The organism is Cognatiluteimonas weifangensis (assembly GCF_003416885.1).
Taxonomy (GTDB): domain Bacteria; phylum Pseudomonadota; class Gammaproteobacteria; order Xanthomonadales; family Xanthomonadaceae; genus Cognatiluteimonas; species Cognatiluteimonas weifangensis.
This window is the reverse complement of the sequence record NZ_QVPD01000012.1, coordinates 22534-37600: the sequence shown is the minus strand read 5'-3', so window position 1 is coordinate 37600 and position 15067 is coordinate 22534. Positions and strand designations below refer to the sequence as shown.

Sequence of the window (15067 nt, the reverse complement as noted above, 5' to 3'; positions counted from 1 at the left end):
GACGAGCCCAACCGGTGATGAATCCTGCGGTCTCCCGCTCGCCCGCCCCTGCCACTGCCGCCTGTGCATGCGCACGGCAACCCCCTGCCGCGAGGTGAGTCCGCACGGTTGCGTGCGGAGGCAGGCCGGCGGCGCCGCTATGCCCCCGGCAGCGGCAGCGCGCCGCCCTGGGCCAACGCCCAGACGATGCCGGCGACCAGGGCGAGCACCAGCATGCCCCGGGCGATCTGTTCGAACCGGTCCGGCCGGTCAGGCACTCCTGCGTTCATGGCGACCCCTCCCGTTACCGCGATCTAACGCCAGCCCGCCGCACGCGTCTGCGACCCCGGTCACACCCCCAAGCCCGCAGGCGCTGCTACCGGGGCTGGCGCGGTCGTCGATGAAGCACCGCACGCCTGCGCGGCCAATGGCACCCGCAGGCCAGCTCACGCAGGGGCGATGGCGAACGGTGCAAGTGCGTGCCCCCGTCGGCGCTCGACGGGTTTTGTCGCGCCGACGGGTGGCGCATGCGGACAGGCGATCCCGCCCGCATCAATTGCGCGGAAGGCGCGGGCGCTGGCTGCCGCGGGCAGCGTCTCCCGCGCGATCGCCGCGATCACGATCGTCACGACCACGATCGTGGCTATCACAAGCGTCGCCATCGTCGCGACGCGCGCGCCCAGCTGCCAGCGGTAGTGGCCCACCCCCGTCCTCGGCCACCGCCAGGGCACGCGACGGGCATTCGGCAAAGGTGGAGGAAGGTCCGTTCGTGCTCACATAGCGATGAAGCTTGGCGTTCTGCATGGCGCTCGCCACCGGATCGATGCAATGCATCGGTCCGCAACGCTAGCACCCAAGCCCTGCCACAGGCGTGATCCCGCAACCGGCTCGTGACACCCGGATAACAATGCAAGGCGCATAGTGCGCGGGCACTACGATGAAATGTCGTAACGGCAACTCAGCCGCTTCCGCCCCATCCCCGCCCTGAGCATCTTCTTCCTGCCCTGCAGGAAGCACGGCTTCGGCCGCTTCGCGCCGGCTTCCGACGCGTCATTACCAAGGGCAACTCCCATGAGCAGCATGCACAGCACATCCAGCACCAGCACCAGCGCCCCGTCCTCCGCCACAAGGAACATCGTCGACACGGCGGCGGCCAACGGGTCGTTCAAGATCTTCAGCAACGCATTGCGTCAATCCGGCCTGGCCAACACCCTCAAGGGCAATGGTCCGTTCACCGTACTGGCACCGACCGACGCGGCCTTCGGCAAATTGCCGCCCGGCCAGCTCGACACCTGGCTGAAGCCGGAAAACAAGGACGAGCTCGCGGCGGTGATGAACTACCACGTATTGGCGGGCCGCTCCAGCGCAGCCGAGATCGGCAAGCTGACGGCGGTGAAAACCATCAATGGCCAGTCCGCGCCGATCGTGATGAGCGGTTCCAGGGTGCGGATCGGCGATGCCGAACTCACCACACCGGACATCGCCTCCAGCAACGGCGTCCTGCACGGAATCGACAAGGTCAACATCCCGACCAGGCACTGAACCAAACCCTTGCAGGGAAGCAAGACCATGGCGGGGCGCAAGCCCCGCCATTTTGGTGTCCGCAAGCGCTCCTTCCGGCCACGGCCGCCGACAGGGCCTCGCTTGCGCATCTGCGCCCGGGCCTTTCCATCGGCGGAATCCGCCACGCGAAGCTCCGCAGGCCACGGCGGACCCGCTCAGTTCCCCGGCAACGCCACGCTCGCCCACGCCAGCGCGATGGCGCGTTCCGCGGGGGCGAAGACGCGGACCTCGGTGCGCGCAAAGAACCGCGCCGCGAATCGCGTCAGCCGGGCCAGCCAGGCACGTTCGGTGACCAGCGCGCTGCGTGTGAAGCGCCGCGACTGGCCGCACAGCTCCAGTGCGAAGCGCAGGTCCCTGGTCAGCGCCGCGGGCGCGATCCGGCGCATCCCGGCGAGATCGCAGAACAGCGCAATGCGCGCGTGCGCCTCCAGCCGCGCCTCGACCTCGGTGATGCAGCGGTCGCAGTCGCCCACCGTCAGCGTGCCGGTGACGCGGAATGCCGCCACGTGCGCCGGCGCCGGCAGGACCTCGATCATCTTCGCGCTCCGGGAGGACGCGGCATGCTCACGCGCCCCCGCGTAAGGCGATGTCACGGCCCGTCGATCGTCGCGGCACGCGCCCGGTTCGCACATCCCGAACGCGCCGCCGCCAGCCGCGCCGAAGACGCGATCAAGCGCTTGCCGCCGGCCTGCAAGCGCTGCCGTGCGCCGGCTGCCCGCAACCCGCCGCCGGACAGCGCTGACGCGCGAGCGCAGGCCGGATCAGCCGCGGGCGGGATCGCGGCTGTCGTGCGCCTTGCGCAACAGCTCGCTGCTTTCGCGCAGCAAGGCCGGGGCCAACTCGCCGAAATACCCCTGGGTGCGGTGGAAGCGCTCGATCAGCGCCTCGCGCTGGCCCTCGCGCACCAGTTGCAGCAGCTCGTCGAGCGCTTGCCGGTAGTCGCCCAGCAGTTCGGGCAGGCAGGCCGCGGCCATGATGATGTCGGCATACAGCGCCGGGCTTTGCGCGAACAAGCGGCCGACCATGGCCAGCTCCAGGCGGTAGATCGGCGAGCTCAGCCGCATCAGCGCCTGCAGGTCGGCGTTCTGGCGCTGCAGGAACACGCCGTAGGCCATGCTGGTGAAGTGGCGCATGGCCTGGATCAGCACCATCGCGCGGTCATGCTGCGCGGGCGATTCCTCCCGCAGCACCGCGCCCCAGAGCCCCATCTGCTCGAGCAGCCAGCGGTAATGCGCCTGACCGCGGCCGTGGCAGACCACGATCACCTGCTTGGCCAGACTGCTCACATCCGGGCCGAACATCGGGTGCAGCCCGACCACCGGGCCCGCGTGGCGCTCGAGCATCGCTGCCAGCGGTGCCGCCTTGATGCTGGTGACGTCGGCCAGCACGCAATCGGCGGGCAGGTCCGGCAGCGCGCGGATCACGGCACAGGTCCGGTCGATCGGCACCGCCACCAGCACCAGGGCGGCATCGGCCAGCAGGTCGCGGGCGCGGGGCCAGTCGTCCTGTTCCAGCGTGCGCAGGGGGTAACCCGAGCGCGCGAAGAACGTGGCCAGGCGGCGCCCCAGCGCGCCGGCGCCGCCGACGATCACCACCGGCCGCGACAGGTCGCCGGTCGCCGGAAACCGCGCGTCCTGGGTCGCATACGACTCGCGCATCACCCGGCGCAGCACGTCCTCGACCAGATCGGGATTGACCTGCGCGGCAGCGGCCGCCTGCCGCCGCGCCGCCAGCAGTTCCGCTTCGCGTTCCGGCACGTACAGCGGCAGGCCATGGACGCTCTTGTGCTCGCCCACCGCGGCGGTCAGGCGCGCGCGCTGCGCCAGCAGCTGGATCAGTTCGTCGTCGATGCGATCGATCTGCGCACGCAATCGGGAAAGGTCGCTGGACACGCAGGTCGCCGCCGATGCGCTGAAATGTCAGCGCATTCTGGGGACGCCGGGGATCGATGGCAATCAGCGCCGCGACCGGGCAGCCGGTCGCGATCCGCAAGCCGGTCCGCCGTTCGCAGCCATCCGTGCCAGCGCCTGCGCTCGGCCCGGCGCCGCAATTCCGGTCGGCGCGCCGCCCCGCGCGGCAGGCCGGCGCTCCGCACCCCGGGGCAACCGACCTATCATCCAGGCTCGCCAGGCCGACGAGTGCCATGCCGCGCGGGAACTGCACGATCCGGGCGTCGCGCGGGCGCGTCGCACGCCGGCGAGTCGCCAGCGCGGCAAGGTCGCGAGGAACCCCGCCATGTCCGAAATCCCGATCCGCTGCACGATGGTGTCGCTGCTGGCGCTGCGCGGTGCCGGGGCCGATGCGCAGGTGTTGCTGCTGCATCGCGCCGGCGCCTATCTGCACGGCGTCTGGAGTTACGTCGCCGGGCACGTCGAGCCCGGCGAACGCGCGTGGCGCTGCGCGCTGCGCGAGCTGGCCGAGGAAACCGGGCTGGCGCCCACCGCGCTCTACTCGGCCGACCGCTGCGAGCAGTTCTACGACGTGCGCGAGAACGCCATCCAGGTGGTGCCCGCGTTCGTCGCCTTCGTCGCCGTCGACGCCGCGGTGCGGCTGAACGGCGAGCACGACGCATTCCGCTGGGTCGGCTTCGACGAAGCGATCGAACTGCTGCCCTTCGGCGGCCAGCGCGAACTGTTCGCGCACGTGCGGCGCGAATTCATCGCGCGGCCGCCGCTGCCGCAGTTGCGCATCGCCACGGACGCACGCGACGCGGCGCCGTGACCCGCCGGTGGCGGGCCCGCGCCGGCAGTAGCCCGGTCGCGAGGCGCCGGCTGCATCACCAGCCTTCGAATGCAGTTCCGCCCGCAACGCCCTGCGACAATTGTGCGGCCCGCTAGGACCTGGCGTCGGCACGCACAGCGGCCCGCGTCGCCTTGCCGAACAGCACCGCCGACAGCAACCACGGCACGGCAAAGCCCAGCGCGAACATCGCACCCCGCGGATCCGCCCCGGCGACCAGCGCGAGCACGGCGACCGCAGCCTGCGCGAGCGCGACGGCGAGCATGGCGCGCGCCATGCCGCCGGCGCGCAGGCGCGCGACCAACGCGCCGACCAGGCCGACACCCAGTACGCCGACAAACAGCAGGTTCCAAGGGTTGCCCTCGTCGCCGATCATGCCGACGGCCAGGTTGACCCAGACGGTGAGGAATCCGGTCGCGATCGCGATGCCGGCCGCGGCCCGGTACGCGCGACTGGCCGACAGCCACGCTGCCAGTTCATAGGCCGCACAGGCGGCGAACAGCAGCGCCCCCATCACCGCGAAATCCGACCGCGTCCACTCCACCCCGCTGGCCGGGAACCATCGCATCGCCGCCAGCGGCAACAGCAACGCGACTCCCGCCGCGCCCCAGATCAGCGGCCGCCAGCGGTTGCCGCGGCGCGCGCCGCCATCGTCTTGCGTGTGTGCTGCCATGGCCTGGCCTCCGTGGGTGAAGGGTACGCGGGCCGCGGCGACCGGCCCGGTTGTGGGCCGCGTCTATCCCGAGGCAACGCCAGCCTGCAGCGCGCGGGTGAACACACCATGGCGCCAAGGTGAAGCGGGGAAGAAGTCGGGCCTCAGACGATGCGGAACATCGTCTGCCGCACGCCGGAGCCGGGGCGGCGCGGCCGAGTCGCGTAGGTGGCCGTGGTATAGCCCACGTGACGCTGACGGCGACGGCGTGGTGCAGCCGAAGCCGGGGCGGGAGCGGCATCGGAAAGTCCGGGATGGAAGTCCGGAGGCAGCGGCAGCGCTGCCGGCCGCGGGCGCTCGGCCCGGAGCTTGCGGCGGAACAGGAACAACAACGGATTCTTGATGATCGGCCTCCATAAAGTTCAATATTTACAGCAATTTACGGGCCATATTGTAACAACCGCGCGGCTGCCTGAACAGGCGTGGGCCAAGCCAAACTGAACGAATCTGGAGGCAAGCCGCGTCACGGATGTCGTAGGGATGGGACATCCGGGTCTGCGATCGCCAGCCCCGTAGTGGCGGCTTGCCTTCGCGCGCCGGCCCGTCAGATTGCCACGAACGCCTTGCCCGCCAGCGAGGCCTTGAAGCCCTCGTGCGCGGCGTGGACCTCGGCCCAGTGCGGCAGCGCCTTCATCCGGGCGATCCAGCCGCAGACGTTGGGGTAATCCTGCAGGGTGCAGCCCACCAGCTCGCCCACGGTCACCATCTCGATGCCGGCGTAATCGGCCAGGGTCGGGGCGTCGCCGCAGAGGAAAGCGTTGCCATGGCCGAGGAAGTGCGAATCGAGCACATCCAGCCAGCGCAGCGACTGCTTGCGGCCCCACTCGATGGTGGCGGCATGCGCCTCCTCGGTGGGGCGCTTGTGGTGCGGGAACAGCTGCGGATAGACCAGGCCGTAGCCGAAGTCCTTGTAGTAGTTGCCGTAGAACCAGGCCATCGCCTCGTCCACCCGCGCCCGCGCCTTGAGCTCCGCCGGATAGGCGCGCGAGCCGGTCTTGCCGGCCAGGTAGCGCAGGATCGCCCCGCTCTCGGTCAGCACGAAGCCGTCGTCGTCCAGCACCGGCACCAGCGCGCTGGGATTCACCGCCTTGTACTCCGGCTGGCGGTGCGCCCCGGCCATCAGGTCGACCAGCACGTAATCCAGCGCAATGCCTTCCTGTGCGGCGAACAGCATTACGATGCGGCTGGCGGACGAGGCCGGGTGGTAGTAGAGCTTCATGGATATCTGTTCCTCGGGGTTCGTGGCGGATCGGCTGGAAAGGATGGTCCTCCGGCCGCGATCGGCCGGCAAGCACGGGGTGCGAAAAACCCGCTCCGGTACAATGGTCGGGCCCCATCGTCCGCGCACGGCCCCCATGAGCAACAGCTCCACTTCCCGTCCCGCCTCCGGCAGCAAGATCGTCAGCCCGCAAGGCACGCCTGCCGTGCTGGACGGCATCAAGCCCAATGCGCTGAGCCAGATCCCCGACGTCGGCCCCAAGCCGCCGTGGCTGCGCGTGCGCCTGCCCAACGGCGCGAAGTACCGCGAGGTCATGGACATCGTGACCTCGCACAAGCTGTCCACCGTGTGCGCGGAATCCAAGTGCCCCAACATCGCCGAATGCTGGGAGCGCGGCACCGCGACCTTGATGCTGATGGGCTCGGTCTGTACCCGCGCCTGCAAGTTCTGCTCGGTCAACACCGGCAACCCCAACGGCTGGCTGGATCCGCTGGAGCCGGCCCACGTCGCCGACGCCGTGCGCCTGATGGGCCTGAAGTACGTGGTGCTGACCTCGGTGGACCGCGACGACCTGCCCGACCTCGGCGCCGGCCACTACGCCGCCTGCATCCGCGCCATCCACCTGACCATGCCGGACACCGCGGTGGAAGCGCTCACGCCCGACTTCCAGGGCAAGCACGCCCTCGTCGCCCAGGTGCTGGACGCCGGCCTCGCCACCTTCGCCCAGAACCTCGAGACCGTGAAGCGCCTGACCCACCCGGTGCGCGACCCGCGCGCCGGCTACGAACAGACGCTGGACGTGCTGAAGTTCGCCAAGCAGCACGACCCCAAGGTCATCACCAAGACCAGCCTGATGCTGGGCCTGGGCGAAACCGACGACGAGATCGCGCAGGCCCTGGACGACATGCGCGCGGCCGATGTCGACGTGGTGACGATGGGCCAGTACATGCGGCCGACCAGGAACCACCTGCCGGTGGAACGCTTCGTCAGCCCCGAGCAATTCCGCGAATACCGCGAACTTGCCCTGTCCAAGGGCTTCCTGGAAGCCGTGTCCGGCCCACTGGTCCGCTCCAGCTACCGCGCCGAGCGCGTGCTGGAACAGGACAACGTCGGCCTGGACGAGGGCAAGCAGAAAGTCCTGGACGCCATCCGCGAGTCGGCGACGACCATGCAGTCGCTGCGCTGCTGAGGGCGGCCCCTCGCCCGGCCAGAAGGTCGGCTCCGACACCCGCCGTCTTCACCACCGTGGTTGTAGGCTGCGCACGTCGCGCTACCGGAGATCGCCATGCGCATCCTCCTTACCGGCGCCACCGGACTGGTTGGCCAGGGCGTGCTGCGCGAATGCCTGCGCGCCGCCGACGTCACCCACGTCGCGGCGCTGGGCCGGCATCCCAGCGGCCAGCCGGACCCGAAGTTCGAAGACATCGTGGTGCCGGACTTCGCCGACCTGCGCGCGGTCGAGGACCGCCTGCATCCGTTCGACGCCTGCCTGTACTGCGCCGGCGCGCTGCCGCTGGGCACGACCGAGGCCGACTTCCGCCACGTCACCGTGGACCTGACGCTCAACGTGGCGCGCACCCTGGCGCGACGCAATCCGGCCCTGACCTTCGTCTACATCTCGGGCGCCGCCTCCAACCCCGACAGCCGCCTGATGCCGCTGCGGGTGAAAGGCGAAGCCGAGCGCGCCCTGGCGGCGTTGCCGATCCGCACGGTGATGCTGCGCCCCGGCGCGATCCAGCCCGTCGATGGCGTGCGCTCCCCGCACCCCGGGCTGGCGCGGATGTACGCCCTCACCGGACCGTTCATGGGCCTGGGCGTGCGGCTGCTGCCGCGGGCCATGACCACCACCGCGCGCATCGGCCGCGCGATGCTGGCGCTGCTGCGCCAGGACGATCCGCCCGCGGTGGTGGAAAACGCGGAGATCAACCGGCTGGGCGGCTGAGCGCGGGGAATCGAGACGTTCTTAATGCCCCGCAAAAAATTGCACTCTGACCCCTGTTCCTGCGTTCACAGCACCGCATCCTCCACCGCACGCGCGATGCCGCTGCGAACCAGCCAGGTCGCGATCGCAAGGTTGCCCAGCACGCTGCACCAGAACACCCACTGGAACGATGCCTTGATGGTCTTGTGCCGCAGCCGTTGCTGCGCGATGAGTGCGCCGGGCCAGCCACCCAGCAGGTCGACGAGGTGCAGCGTGTTCTCGGGAATCCGCTGCGCATCGGCTCGGGCCGCCGCCTTGTCCAGCGAGTACATCAGGTAGGACAGCAGGCTGAGCAGGCCAAAGGCAGCCGCCAGCAGCAGCGGCACGACGCCGAATGCGGCACCAAGCCCGATCCCCAGCAGGGCGAGGCCGCCCAGCAGCACGCGCGGGATCGGCAGCGGGGGCTTCCTCTTCTCGATCCTTTGACCGGCGAACCGGACTTCGGTCGCATTGGTGCGGCCGCGCGCATCGCGCCCCGCTGCGTAAGAGATCAGGTCGCCGCCAACTGGCCGGCGCGAGCCGAACTGGAAGGCCTTGACGTGCACGAAGGCACGATCCCCGCCGCCGTTCGGCACCACGAAGCCATAGCCCTTGTCGTCATTCCACCCGGAAATGCGGCCAACGAGTCTCATCGCGAATCGTCTTGAGGTGCACGGAACTTTTGCAGGGAATGAGATGGAAATCGCAACCATCAGGATTTATCCACTTTCAAAAATATACTCTGACCCCCCGTTTTCCGCCCACCCCTGTTCTTCCGACGACACTGGCTTGCTCAGTGCACTACTAAAATTTGGGTTCCGACCCGTGTTTCACTCCAACCTCAACTTGAACGAGTGGCGGTATATCGCTTGCTCTTCGATGCGGAAGATCCGAGCTCGATAATCTGCAGCGTGTCGCTCCGCCCGTCAAAATACAGACAGAACCTTGATTCATCGATCACATCTCCAAGTATCGTCGGCTTTGTGACTCCTGCCGGTGTACGAGTAACTTTCCCCATCACTGCATTTCCATATCTCTTCCCGAGAAATTTAAGCGTCAGTGTATTTTCCGACTGACCCCGCCCAATCAAACTGGCTAATCCCCCCTGGCGTTTATAGCTGCCCAGCAGCTCAAAATCTTCGCCACGCACCGAGATCACGCAGCTACATTCCGGCAAGTCGAACGAGCCACTTATGGGAATAGGCGAGGTCGCACATGCGCGTCCCAGTGAGCGCATAAATTCTGAAATTGGAGCTGACCGTGTTCGTATTTCTGAAACAATTTTTTGCTCCTTCTCTTTTAATGTTGCGATCGAACTAAGTGTTTCCGCAACTTGGCTATCGCAATCCGCAATCATCAACGCCGCCCGACATGCAGCCTCAGCCTCGTCATAAAGGCCCACATCACGCTGTCGCCTTGCCTTGTTACTAATTGCCAATGTATTTCCAGCATTTCCTGCTTGCGTATAGGCGTTGATGGAAACGCCTGAAAGCTTCAGTGCTCCGGCAGCAACACCAAAATTATTCCATGCCCCAGAGGATCTGGCCGCACGAGGAATGCGACCATAGTGAAAGAACGCCATCTCTTGCATTTCCAGTTCGCCGTATAGGTAAGCAAGGTCAAAACGAATCGCGTGATCTCCTGGATCGCCTTCAAGGAGCACCTCCAGCGCGGCCACTTTTGTTAGCTTTTCCTGTGCTTCATAGATACTGGGAAAAGCTCGCATGAATTCGATCATTAGCGCATGATCATTCGAGGACGAAACGACCTCTCTTGCCGACTGCAATGTCTTCTGCGCTTGATCGAATCTGTCTGAGCGAGTCAACGCAGCCGCAGCAGAAGTTAAATACTTGACCTTGGTCTTGGGGTCTAATTCGTTCTCTGCAGCGATCAGGAACGAACGAGATGCGACCGAATATTCTTCCATTTGCTCGAATAAACGAGCTTCATTCATAGCTATTTCTGAATCATTAGGCCACTCCTCTCGTAGGCGTCTTACCTCATCTATGCTGCCGTTACCGTTAACAAGTTGCTTAAGCCAATTTTCGCGAGAATCCCATCGGGCCCTTTGAACGCTTGATGCACCATGACTCGAAGTCAGAAATGCATCTTTAAATTGCACTTGCCCAGCTTCATCACCATGCAGTAGCGCCATGAACCAACCATGCTCCAATTCGTTTAGGGACAGCGAGGAACTTGGTGGCGGACCCTCACTACCCAATACTTGAGGCGGCTTCTGCGAGTCTTCTTCCGGAGTATTTGCGTCGCCCACGACGCCCTGATCGGGAGACGCCGAAATCAGCGCATTGATCATCTCCATAAGCCGCACGAAAGATCGCTCAGGGGCTTTACGAACGAAGTCGATGTACTCAATGTTTCCCTGCAGTCCACCAGGCTTTCGGACTCCTTCCTCGACGAGAAGAACCAAGTTCATACCCCGCCCAAATGCAAGCCCAATTTCTTGAATTATCCATTCGGAAGCGGTCCAAACGAGATCATCTTTCGAGAACTTCACGTTTGAACCTATCCATCCGGATCGCACGTCGGATGGGCTTATTGAGTAGCTATGGCGTGAGCAAATAGCTATCAGGAGGTTTTTGTCGTTGATCGCCTCTAAGACTTTTTCACGCAAATCTTGTGGCTTAGCCACTAGTGCGTGCGCCCACGAAAATCCCGAATTAATCTCCGACAAGTGCGATAGAAAGCCAAGGAATTTGTTCACATGCTCTTCGTCTTGCGCACTAAAACTGTGCGCGACAAACGCTGAAACTTGAGCCATTTCCTTCCCCTATCAACTGCAATTACATCATTGGTAACTTCAACCCCTGTTCCCGCGCACACTGCTTCGCAACCTCATACCCCGCATCCGCATGCCGCATCACCCCGGTCCCAGGATCGTTCCACAGCACCCGCGCGATGCGCTTGTCCGCGGCTTCGCTGCCGTCGCACACGATCACCAGGCCGCTGTGCTGGGAGTAGCCCATGCCCACGCCGCCGCCGTGATGTAGCGACACCCAGGTCGCACCGCCGGCAACGTTGAGCATGGCGTTGAGCAGCGGCCAGTCGCTGACGGCATCCGAGCCGTCCTGCATCGCTTCGGTTTCGCGGTTGGGGCTGGCGACGCTGCCGCTGTCGAGGTGGTCGCGGCCGATCACGATCGGGGCCTTGAGTTCGCCGTTGCGCACCATCTCGTTGAAGGCCAGGCCGAGCTTGTCGCGCTGGCCCAGGCCGACCCAGCAGATGCGCGCGGGCAGGCCCTGGAAGTGGATGCGCTCGCGCGCCATGTCCAGCCAGCGGTGCAGGTGCTTGTCGTCGGGGATCAGTTCCTTGACCTTGGCGTCGGTCTTGTAGATGTCCTCGGGGTCGCCGGACAGGGCCACCCAGCGGAACGGGCCGATGCCCTTGCAGAACAGCGGGCGCACGTAGGCGGGGACAAAGCCGGGGAAGTCGAACGCATTGGTGCAGCCTTCGTCGAAGGCCATCTGGCGGATGTTGTTGCCGTAGTCGAAGGTGGGGATGCCCTGCTGCTGGAACGCGAGCATCGCCTCGACGTGCACGCGCATGGACTGCTTGGCGGCGTCGCGCACCTTGTCGGGGTCGGTCTGCTGCAGGGCCAGCCATTGCTCCACCGTCCAGCCCAGCGGCAGGTAGCCGTGCACGGGGTCGTGGGCGCTGGTCTGGTCGGTGACGGCGTCCGGGCGCACGCCGCGGCGCACCAGTTCCGGCAGTACTTCGGCGGCGTTGCCCAGCAGGGCGATGGATTTGGCTGCGCCGGCGGCCGTGTACTTGGCGATGCGGGCGAGCGCGTCGTCCAGGTCGGTGGCCTGCTCGTCGACGTAGCGGGTGCGCAGGCGCATGTCGATGCGCGACTGCTGGCATTCGACGGTCAGGCTGCAGGCGCCGGCCAGCGAGGCGGCCAGCGGCTGCGCGCCGCCCATGCCGCCCAGGCCCGCGGTGAGGATCCACTTGCCGGTCAGGTCGCCGCCGTAATGCTGGCGGCCCATCTCGACGAAGGTTTCGTAGGTGCCCTGGACGATGCCCTGGCTGCCGATGTAGATCCAGCTGCCGGCGGTCATCTGCCCGTACATCATCAGGCCCTTCTTATCCAGCTCGTTGAAGTGCTCCCAGGTGGCCCAGTGCGGCACCAGGTTGGAGTTGGCGATCAGCACGCGCGGGGCGTCAGCGTGGGTGGGGAAGATGCCGACCGGCTTGCCGGACTGCACCAGCAGGGTTTCGTCGTCGCCCAGGGTCTTGAGCGATTCGATGATCGCGTCGTAGCACGCCCAGTCGCGCGCGGCGCGGCCGATGCCGCCGTAGACCACCAGCGCGGCCGGGTTTTCCGCGACTTCGGCGTCCAGGTTGTTCTGCAGCATGCGGAACGGCGCTTCGGTCAGCCACGACTTGCAGGTGAGCGTGGCGCCGCGCGGGGCGCGGATGCGGCGGCTGGCGTCGAAGCGGGAGGAATCGTTGCGGGAGGGCATCCGGGAACCTTTGGAAAGCGGTAACCGGGCGATTATGGCACCGGGGGTAAAGTAGGCGCCCCGCCTCCAAGGAGCACCGCCATGAAGTGGATCCTTCCCCTCGCCATCGGCATGGTCCTGTCCGCGCCGGTTGCCGCGCAGGACGCCCCCGCCCTGCCCGACTACGTGACCGCGGCCGTGGCCGATCCGGCGCGCGCCGACGACGCCAAGGACGACAGCCGCCGCCACATCGCCGAGATCGTCGCCTTCTCCGGGGTGAAACCCGGCGACAGCGTGCTGGAGCTGGTGCCCGGCAGCGGCTACTGGAGCCGGGTCTTCAGCAAGATCATCGGCCCGGAAGGCACCTTGTACGCGGCCGTGCCCGAGCCGATGCAGAAATACTCGGAAGAAACCATGACGCTGCCCGACAGCCATCCCAACATCCGGGTACTGGTGCAGCCGGCGGCCGCGCTGGCGGTGCCGACGCCGGTGGACGTGGCGTTCACCGCGCAGAACTACCACGACTATCCGGACAAGTTCATGGGGCCGACCGATCCGGCGATCCTCAACCGGGCGGTGTTCGCCGCGCTCAAGCCGGGCGGCACCTACCTCGTGATCGACCACGTCGCCGAGGCCGGCTCCGGCCTGCGCGACACCGAGACCCTGCACCGGATCGACCCGGCGCTGGTGCGGCAGCAGGTCGAGGCGGCCGGCTTCGAGTACGTCGGCGAGAGCGCCGTGCTGCGCAGCCCGGCCGACGACCACACGCTGAAGGTGTTCGACGACGCGATCCGCGGCCGCACCGACCAGTTCGTCTACAAGTTCCGCAAGCCGGCCGCGGCGCAGGCCGCGCCCGACGACGCGCACGCGCACCACGCCGGCGACACCCCCGACGTCAAGGACATGAAGAACATGGAGCACGGCGCGCCGGTGACGCCTGCCGCGCCTGACGCGCCGACGGTGCCGACGCCGCAGGAGGACTGAGCCGCGGCCACGCGGCGCGCACGCCCCTCGCATGATCCGCTACCTGCACACCGACAGCCCGGTCGGCCGGCTGCTGCTGGCCGCCGGCGACGACGGCCTGCGGCTGCTGGAATTCGACCCGCCGCTCGCCCCGCTGACGCTCGGGGCGGACTGGCGCCAGGACGCGCGCGACCCGGTGCTGGTCGCCACCCGCGCGCAGCTGGACGAGTATTTCGCCGGCGCCCGCCGCGAGTTCGAGCTGCCGCTGGCGCCGCAGGGCACGGCATTCCAGCGCAAGGTGTGGTGGGAGCTGGCCAACATCCCCTACGGCCACACCATCAGCTACGCGCAACTGGCCACGCGCATCGGCAAGCCCAGCGCGACCCGCGCGGTCGGCGCCGCCAACGGCCGCAATCCGCTGTCGATCCTGCTGCCCTGCCACCGCGTGATCGGCGCCGACGGCAGCCTGACCGGCTATGGCGGCGGGCTGCCGATCAAGCGTTTCCTGCTGCGGCTGGAGGGCGCGCTGGCGCGCGAGGATTTGTTTGCGACGTAGGTGCAGCCATCGCGCCCACGCAGTGCCGGGAATCGGCCTGGCCACACTCACGAGGATCGAAGATGACCGCTACCGCCCACGCCCGCTTCGTCGCCCTGCATCGCGCCGCGACGCCGCTGTTGCTGGTCAACGCCTGGGACGCCGCCAGCGCGCGGCTGTGGCAGGAACTTGGCGCGCCCGCGGTCGCCACCAGCAGCGCGGCCGTGGCCTGGTCGCGCGGCTACGCCGACGGCGGCGCGTTGCCGCGCACGGTGCTGCTGGACTCCTGCGCGGACCTGGTGCGGGTGTGCTCGGTGCCGGTCACGGTCGACCTGGAGGACGGGTACAGCGAGGATCCCGCGGCGGTCGCCGCGCTCGCGGCCGAGGTCGTCGGCCTGGGCGTGGTCGGTTTCAACCTGGAGGACGGCGGCGGCGCGCCGGAGCTGCTGACGGCCAAGATCCGCGCGATCCGTGCCGCGCTGGGGCCGACCCCGGCGTTCATCAACGCGCGCACCGACGTCTACCTGCGCGGCCTGGCCAGCGGCGAGGCCGCGGTGGCGGCGACGATCCAGCGCCTGACGATGTACCGCGACGCGGGCGCCGACGGCGGCTTCGTGCCGGGCTTGACCGCGGCCGCGGACGCCGCGCGGATCGCCGCGGCGGTGCCGCTGGCGCTGAACCTGATGACGGTGCCGGGGCTGGCGCCGCTGGCCGAACTGCAGGCCGCCGGCGTGTGCCGCGTCAGCACCGGCCCGGGCCTGTTCAAGGTGGCCTACGCTGCCGGCCAGCAGGCGGCGATGGCGTGCCTGGGCGGCGACTTCGCGTCGCTGTACGCCGCGCCCCTGGACTACGGCACAATGAACCGTCTGTTCGCCGTGCCGACGCCGCGGTAGGTGTGCGTCGGCCGGCGTTGCTGCCGCGCGCTTGAAGTCACCCC

Annotated in this window: 17 protein-coding genes; 7 read left to right on the top strand and 10 right to left on the bottom strand. The window is 67.4% G+C overall.

The window, feature by feature from the left end; genetic code table 11:
* Window positions 1-137: 137 nt before the first annotated feature.
* Window positions 138-269 (bottom strand): hypothetical protein, encoded by a 132-nt coding sequence (locus tag D0Y53_RS13200; protein WP_267896060.1) that lies wholly within the window; start codon window positions 267-269, stop codon window positions 138-140.
* A gap of 156 nt (window positions 270-425) precedes the next feature.
* The gene (locus D0Y53_RS10685; protein ID WP_117203314.1) at window positions 426-683 is read right to left on the bottom strand and encodes a hypothetical protein; all 258 of its coding nucleotides are present in this window, start codon (window positions 681-683) and stop codon (window positions 426-428) included.
* A gap of 367 nt (window positions 684-1050) precedes the next feature.
* Between D0Y53_RS10685 and D0Y53_RS10680 the strand changes: the two genes are divergently transcribed.
* Window positions 1051-1521 carry a fasciclin domain-containing protein gene (locus tag D0Y53_RS10680; protein WP_233511756.1) on the top strand — a complete coding sequence of 157 codons (471 nt, stop codon included), beginning with the start codon at window positions 1051-1053 and terminating at the stop codon, window positions 1519-1521.
* A gap of 176 nt (window positions 1522-1697) precedes the next feature.
* Here D0Y53_RS10680 and D0Y53_RS10675 read toward each other — a convergent pair whose 3' ends face one another.
* On the bottom strand, window positions 1698-2078 hold the full coding sequence (locus D0Y53_RS10675; RefSeq protein WP_158550645.1) for a SpoIIAA family protein: 381 nt from the start codon (window positions 2076-2078) through the stop codon (window positions 1698-1700).
* A 225-nt stretch (window positions 2079-2303) separates the two neighbouring features.
* Entirely contained in the window at window positions 2304-3434 is a 1131-nt protein-coding gene (gene tyrA, locus D0Y53_RS10670) for a bifunctional chorismate mutase/prephenate dehydrogenase (protein WP_117203312.1), read from the bottom strand.
* A gap of 343 nt (window positions 3435-3777) precedes the next feature.
* Between tyrA and D0Y53_RS10665 the strand changes: the two genes are divergently transcribed.
* Window positions 3778-4263, top strand: coding sequence for an NUDIX hydrolase (locus tag D0Y53_RS10665; RefSeq protein ID WP_117203311.1), 486 nt, complete (start codon window positions 3778-3780; stop codon window positions 4261-4263).
* 112 nt (window positions 4264-4375) lie between these two features.
* On the opposite strand, the gene D0Y53_RS10660 is transcribed toward D0Y53_RS10665, so the two are convergent.
* From D0Y53_RS10660 to D0Y53_RS10655, 3 genes are all read right to left on the bottom strand, one after another.
* Window positions 4376-4870 carry a hypothetical protein gene (locus tag D0Y53_RS10660; RefSeq protein ID WP_199492048.1) on the bottom strand — a complete coding sequence of 165 codons (495 nt, stop codon included), beginning with the start codon at window positions 4868-4870 and terminating at the stop codon, window positions 4376-4378.
* A gap of 227 nt (window positions 4871-5097) precedes the next feature.
* Window positions 5098-5322, bottom strand: a complete 225-nt coding sequence (locus tag D0Y53_RS12730) for a hypothetical protein (RefSeq protein WP_147319060.1) — start codon at window positions 5320-5322, stop codon at window positions 5098-5100.
* 215 nt (window positions 5323-5537) lie between these two features.
* Window positions 5538-6212: a glutathione S-transferase family protein gene (locus D0Y53_RS10655; RefSeq protein WP_117203308.1), complete on the bottom strand. Its 675-nt coding sequence runs from the start codon at window positions 6210-6212 to the stop codon at window positions 5538-5540.
* A 136-nt stretch (window positions 6213-6348) separates the two neighbouring features.
* On the opposite strand from D0Y53_RS10655, the gene lipA reads away from it, so the two are divergent.
* The gene (gene lipA, locus D0Y53_RS10650; RefSeq protein ID WP_117203306.1) at window positions 6349-7401 is read left to right on the top strand and encodes a lipoyl synthase; all 1053 of its coding nucleotides are present in this window, start codon (window positions 6349-6351) and stop codon (window positions 7399-7401) included.
* A 96-nt stretch (window positions 7402-7497) separates the two neighbouring features.
* Entirely contained in the window at window positions 7498-8154 is a 657-nt protein-coding gene (locus D0Y53_RS10645) for an NAD-dependent epimerase/dehydratase family protein (RefSeq protein ID WP_117203305.1), read from the top strand.
* A gap of 65 nt (window positions 8155-8219) precedes the next feature.
* Here the strand turns inward: D0Y53_RS10645 and D0Y53_RS13135 are convergent, their stop codons facing one another.
* The 3 genes from D0Y53_RS13135 to hutU form a co-directional block, all read right to left on the bottom strand.
* Window positions 8220-8825: a DUF1294 domain-containing protein gene (locus D0Y53_RS13135; protein ID WP_158550643.1), complete on the bottom strand. Its 606-nt coding sequence runs from the start codon at window positions 8823-8825 to the stop codon at window positions 8220-8222.
* Between the two features lie 188 nt (window positions 8826-9013).
* Entirely contained in the window at window positions 9014-10951 is a 1938-nt protein-coding gene (locus D0Y53_RS12725; protein WP_147319059.1) for a tetratricopeptide repeat protein, read from the bottom strand.
* Between the two features lie 22 nt (window positions 10952-10973).
* A complete protein-coding gene (hutU, locus tag D0Y53_RS10635) occupies window positions 10974-12653 on the bottom strand; it encodes a urocanate hydratase (protein ID WP_117203300.1) in 1680 nt (559 codons plus the stop codon).
* Window positions 12654-12734: 81 nt separating this feature from the next.
* On the opposite strand from hutU, the gene D0Y53_RS10630 reads away from it, so the two are divergent.
* The 3 genes from D0Y53_RS10630 to D0Y53_RS10620 all read left to right on the top strand — a co-directional run bounded on the left by D0Y53_RS10630 (window position 12735) and on the right by D0Y53_RS10620 (window position 15023).
* Window positions 12735-13616 (top strand): class I SAM-dependent methyltransferase, encoded by an 882-nt coding sequence (locus D0Y53_RS10630; protein WP_199492047.1) that lies wholly within the window; start codon window positions 12735-12737, stop codon window positions 13614-13616.
* Between the two features lie 31 nt (window positions 13617-13647).
* Window positions 13648-14151: a methylated-DNA--[protein]-cysteine S-methyltransferase gene (locus tag D0Y53_RS10625; RefSeq protein ID WP_117203299.1), complete on the top strand. Its 504-nt coding sequence runs from the start codon at window positions 13648-13650 to the stop codon at window positions 14149-14151.
* Between the two features lie 62 nt (window positions 14152-14213).
* Complete coding sequence (locus D0Y53_RS10620; protein ID WP_117203297.1) at window positions 14214-15023, top strand: isocitrate lyase/PEP mutase family protein; 810 nt, start codon at window positions 14214-14216, stop codon at window positions 15021-15023.
* Window positions 15024-15067 lie beyond the last annotated feature (44 nt).

What these genes read in the sequence shown, in the direction of transcription:
- D0Y53_RS13200 (WP_267896060.1), bottom strand. Translation starts at nt 269, where the DNA reads ATGAACGCAGGAGTGCCTGACCGGCCGGACCGGTTCGAACAGATCGCC.
- D0Y53_RS10680 (WP_233511756.1), top strand. Translation starts at nt 1,051, where the DNA reads ATGAGCAGCATGCACAGCACATCCAGCACCAGCACCAGCGCCCCGTCC.
- D0Y53_RS10675 (WP_158550645.1), bottom strand. Translation starts at nt 2,078, where the DNA reads ATGATCGAGGTCCTGCCGGCGCCGGCGCACGTGGCGGCATTCCGCGTC.
- D0Y53_RS10665 (WP_117203311.1), top strand. Translation starts at nt 3,778, where the DNA reads ATGTCCGAAATCCCGATCCGCTGCACGATGGTGTCGCTGCTGGCGCTG.
- D0Y53_RS10655 (WP_117203308.1), bottom strand. Translation starts at nt 6,212, where the DNA reads ATGAAGCTCTACTACCACCCGGCCTCGTCCGCCAGCCGCATCGTAATG.
- lipA (WP_117203306.1), top strand. Translation starts at nt 6,349, where the DNA reads ATGAGCAACAGCTCCACTTCCCGTCCCGCCTCCGGCAGCAAGATCGTC.
- D0Y53_RS10645 (WP_117203305.1), top strand. Translation starts at nt 7,498, where the DNA reads ATGCGCATCCTCCTTACCGGCGCCACCGGACTGGTTGGCCAGGGCGTG.
- D0Y53_RS13135 (WP_158550643.1), bottom strand. Translation starts at nt 8,825, where the DNA reads ATGAGACTCGTTGGCCGCATTTCCGGGTGGAATGACGACAAGGGCTAT.
- D0Y53_RS12725 (WP_147319059.1), bottom strand. Translation starts at nt 10,951, where the DNA reads ATGGCTCAAGTTTCAGCGTTTGTCGCGCACAGTTTTAGTGCGCAAGAC.
- hutU (WP_117203300.1), bottom strand. Translation starts at nt 12,653, where the DNA reads ATGCCCTCCCGCAACGATTCCTCCCGCTTCGACGCCAGCCGCCGCATC.
- D0Y53_RS10630 (WP_199492047.1), top strand. Translation starts at nt 12,735, where the DNA reads ATGAAGTGGATCCTTCCCCTCGCCATCGGCATGGTCCTGTCCGCGCCG.
- D0Y53_RS10625 (WP_117203299.1), top strand. Translation starts at nt 13,648, where the DNA reads ATGATCCGCTACCTGCACACCGACAGCCCGGTCGGCCGGCTGCTGCTG.
- D0Y53_RS10620 (WP_117203297.1), top strand. Translation starts at nt 14,214, where the DNA reads ATGACCGCTACCGCCCACGCCCGCTTCGTCGCCCTGCATCGCGCCGCG.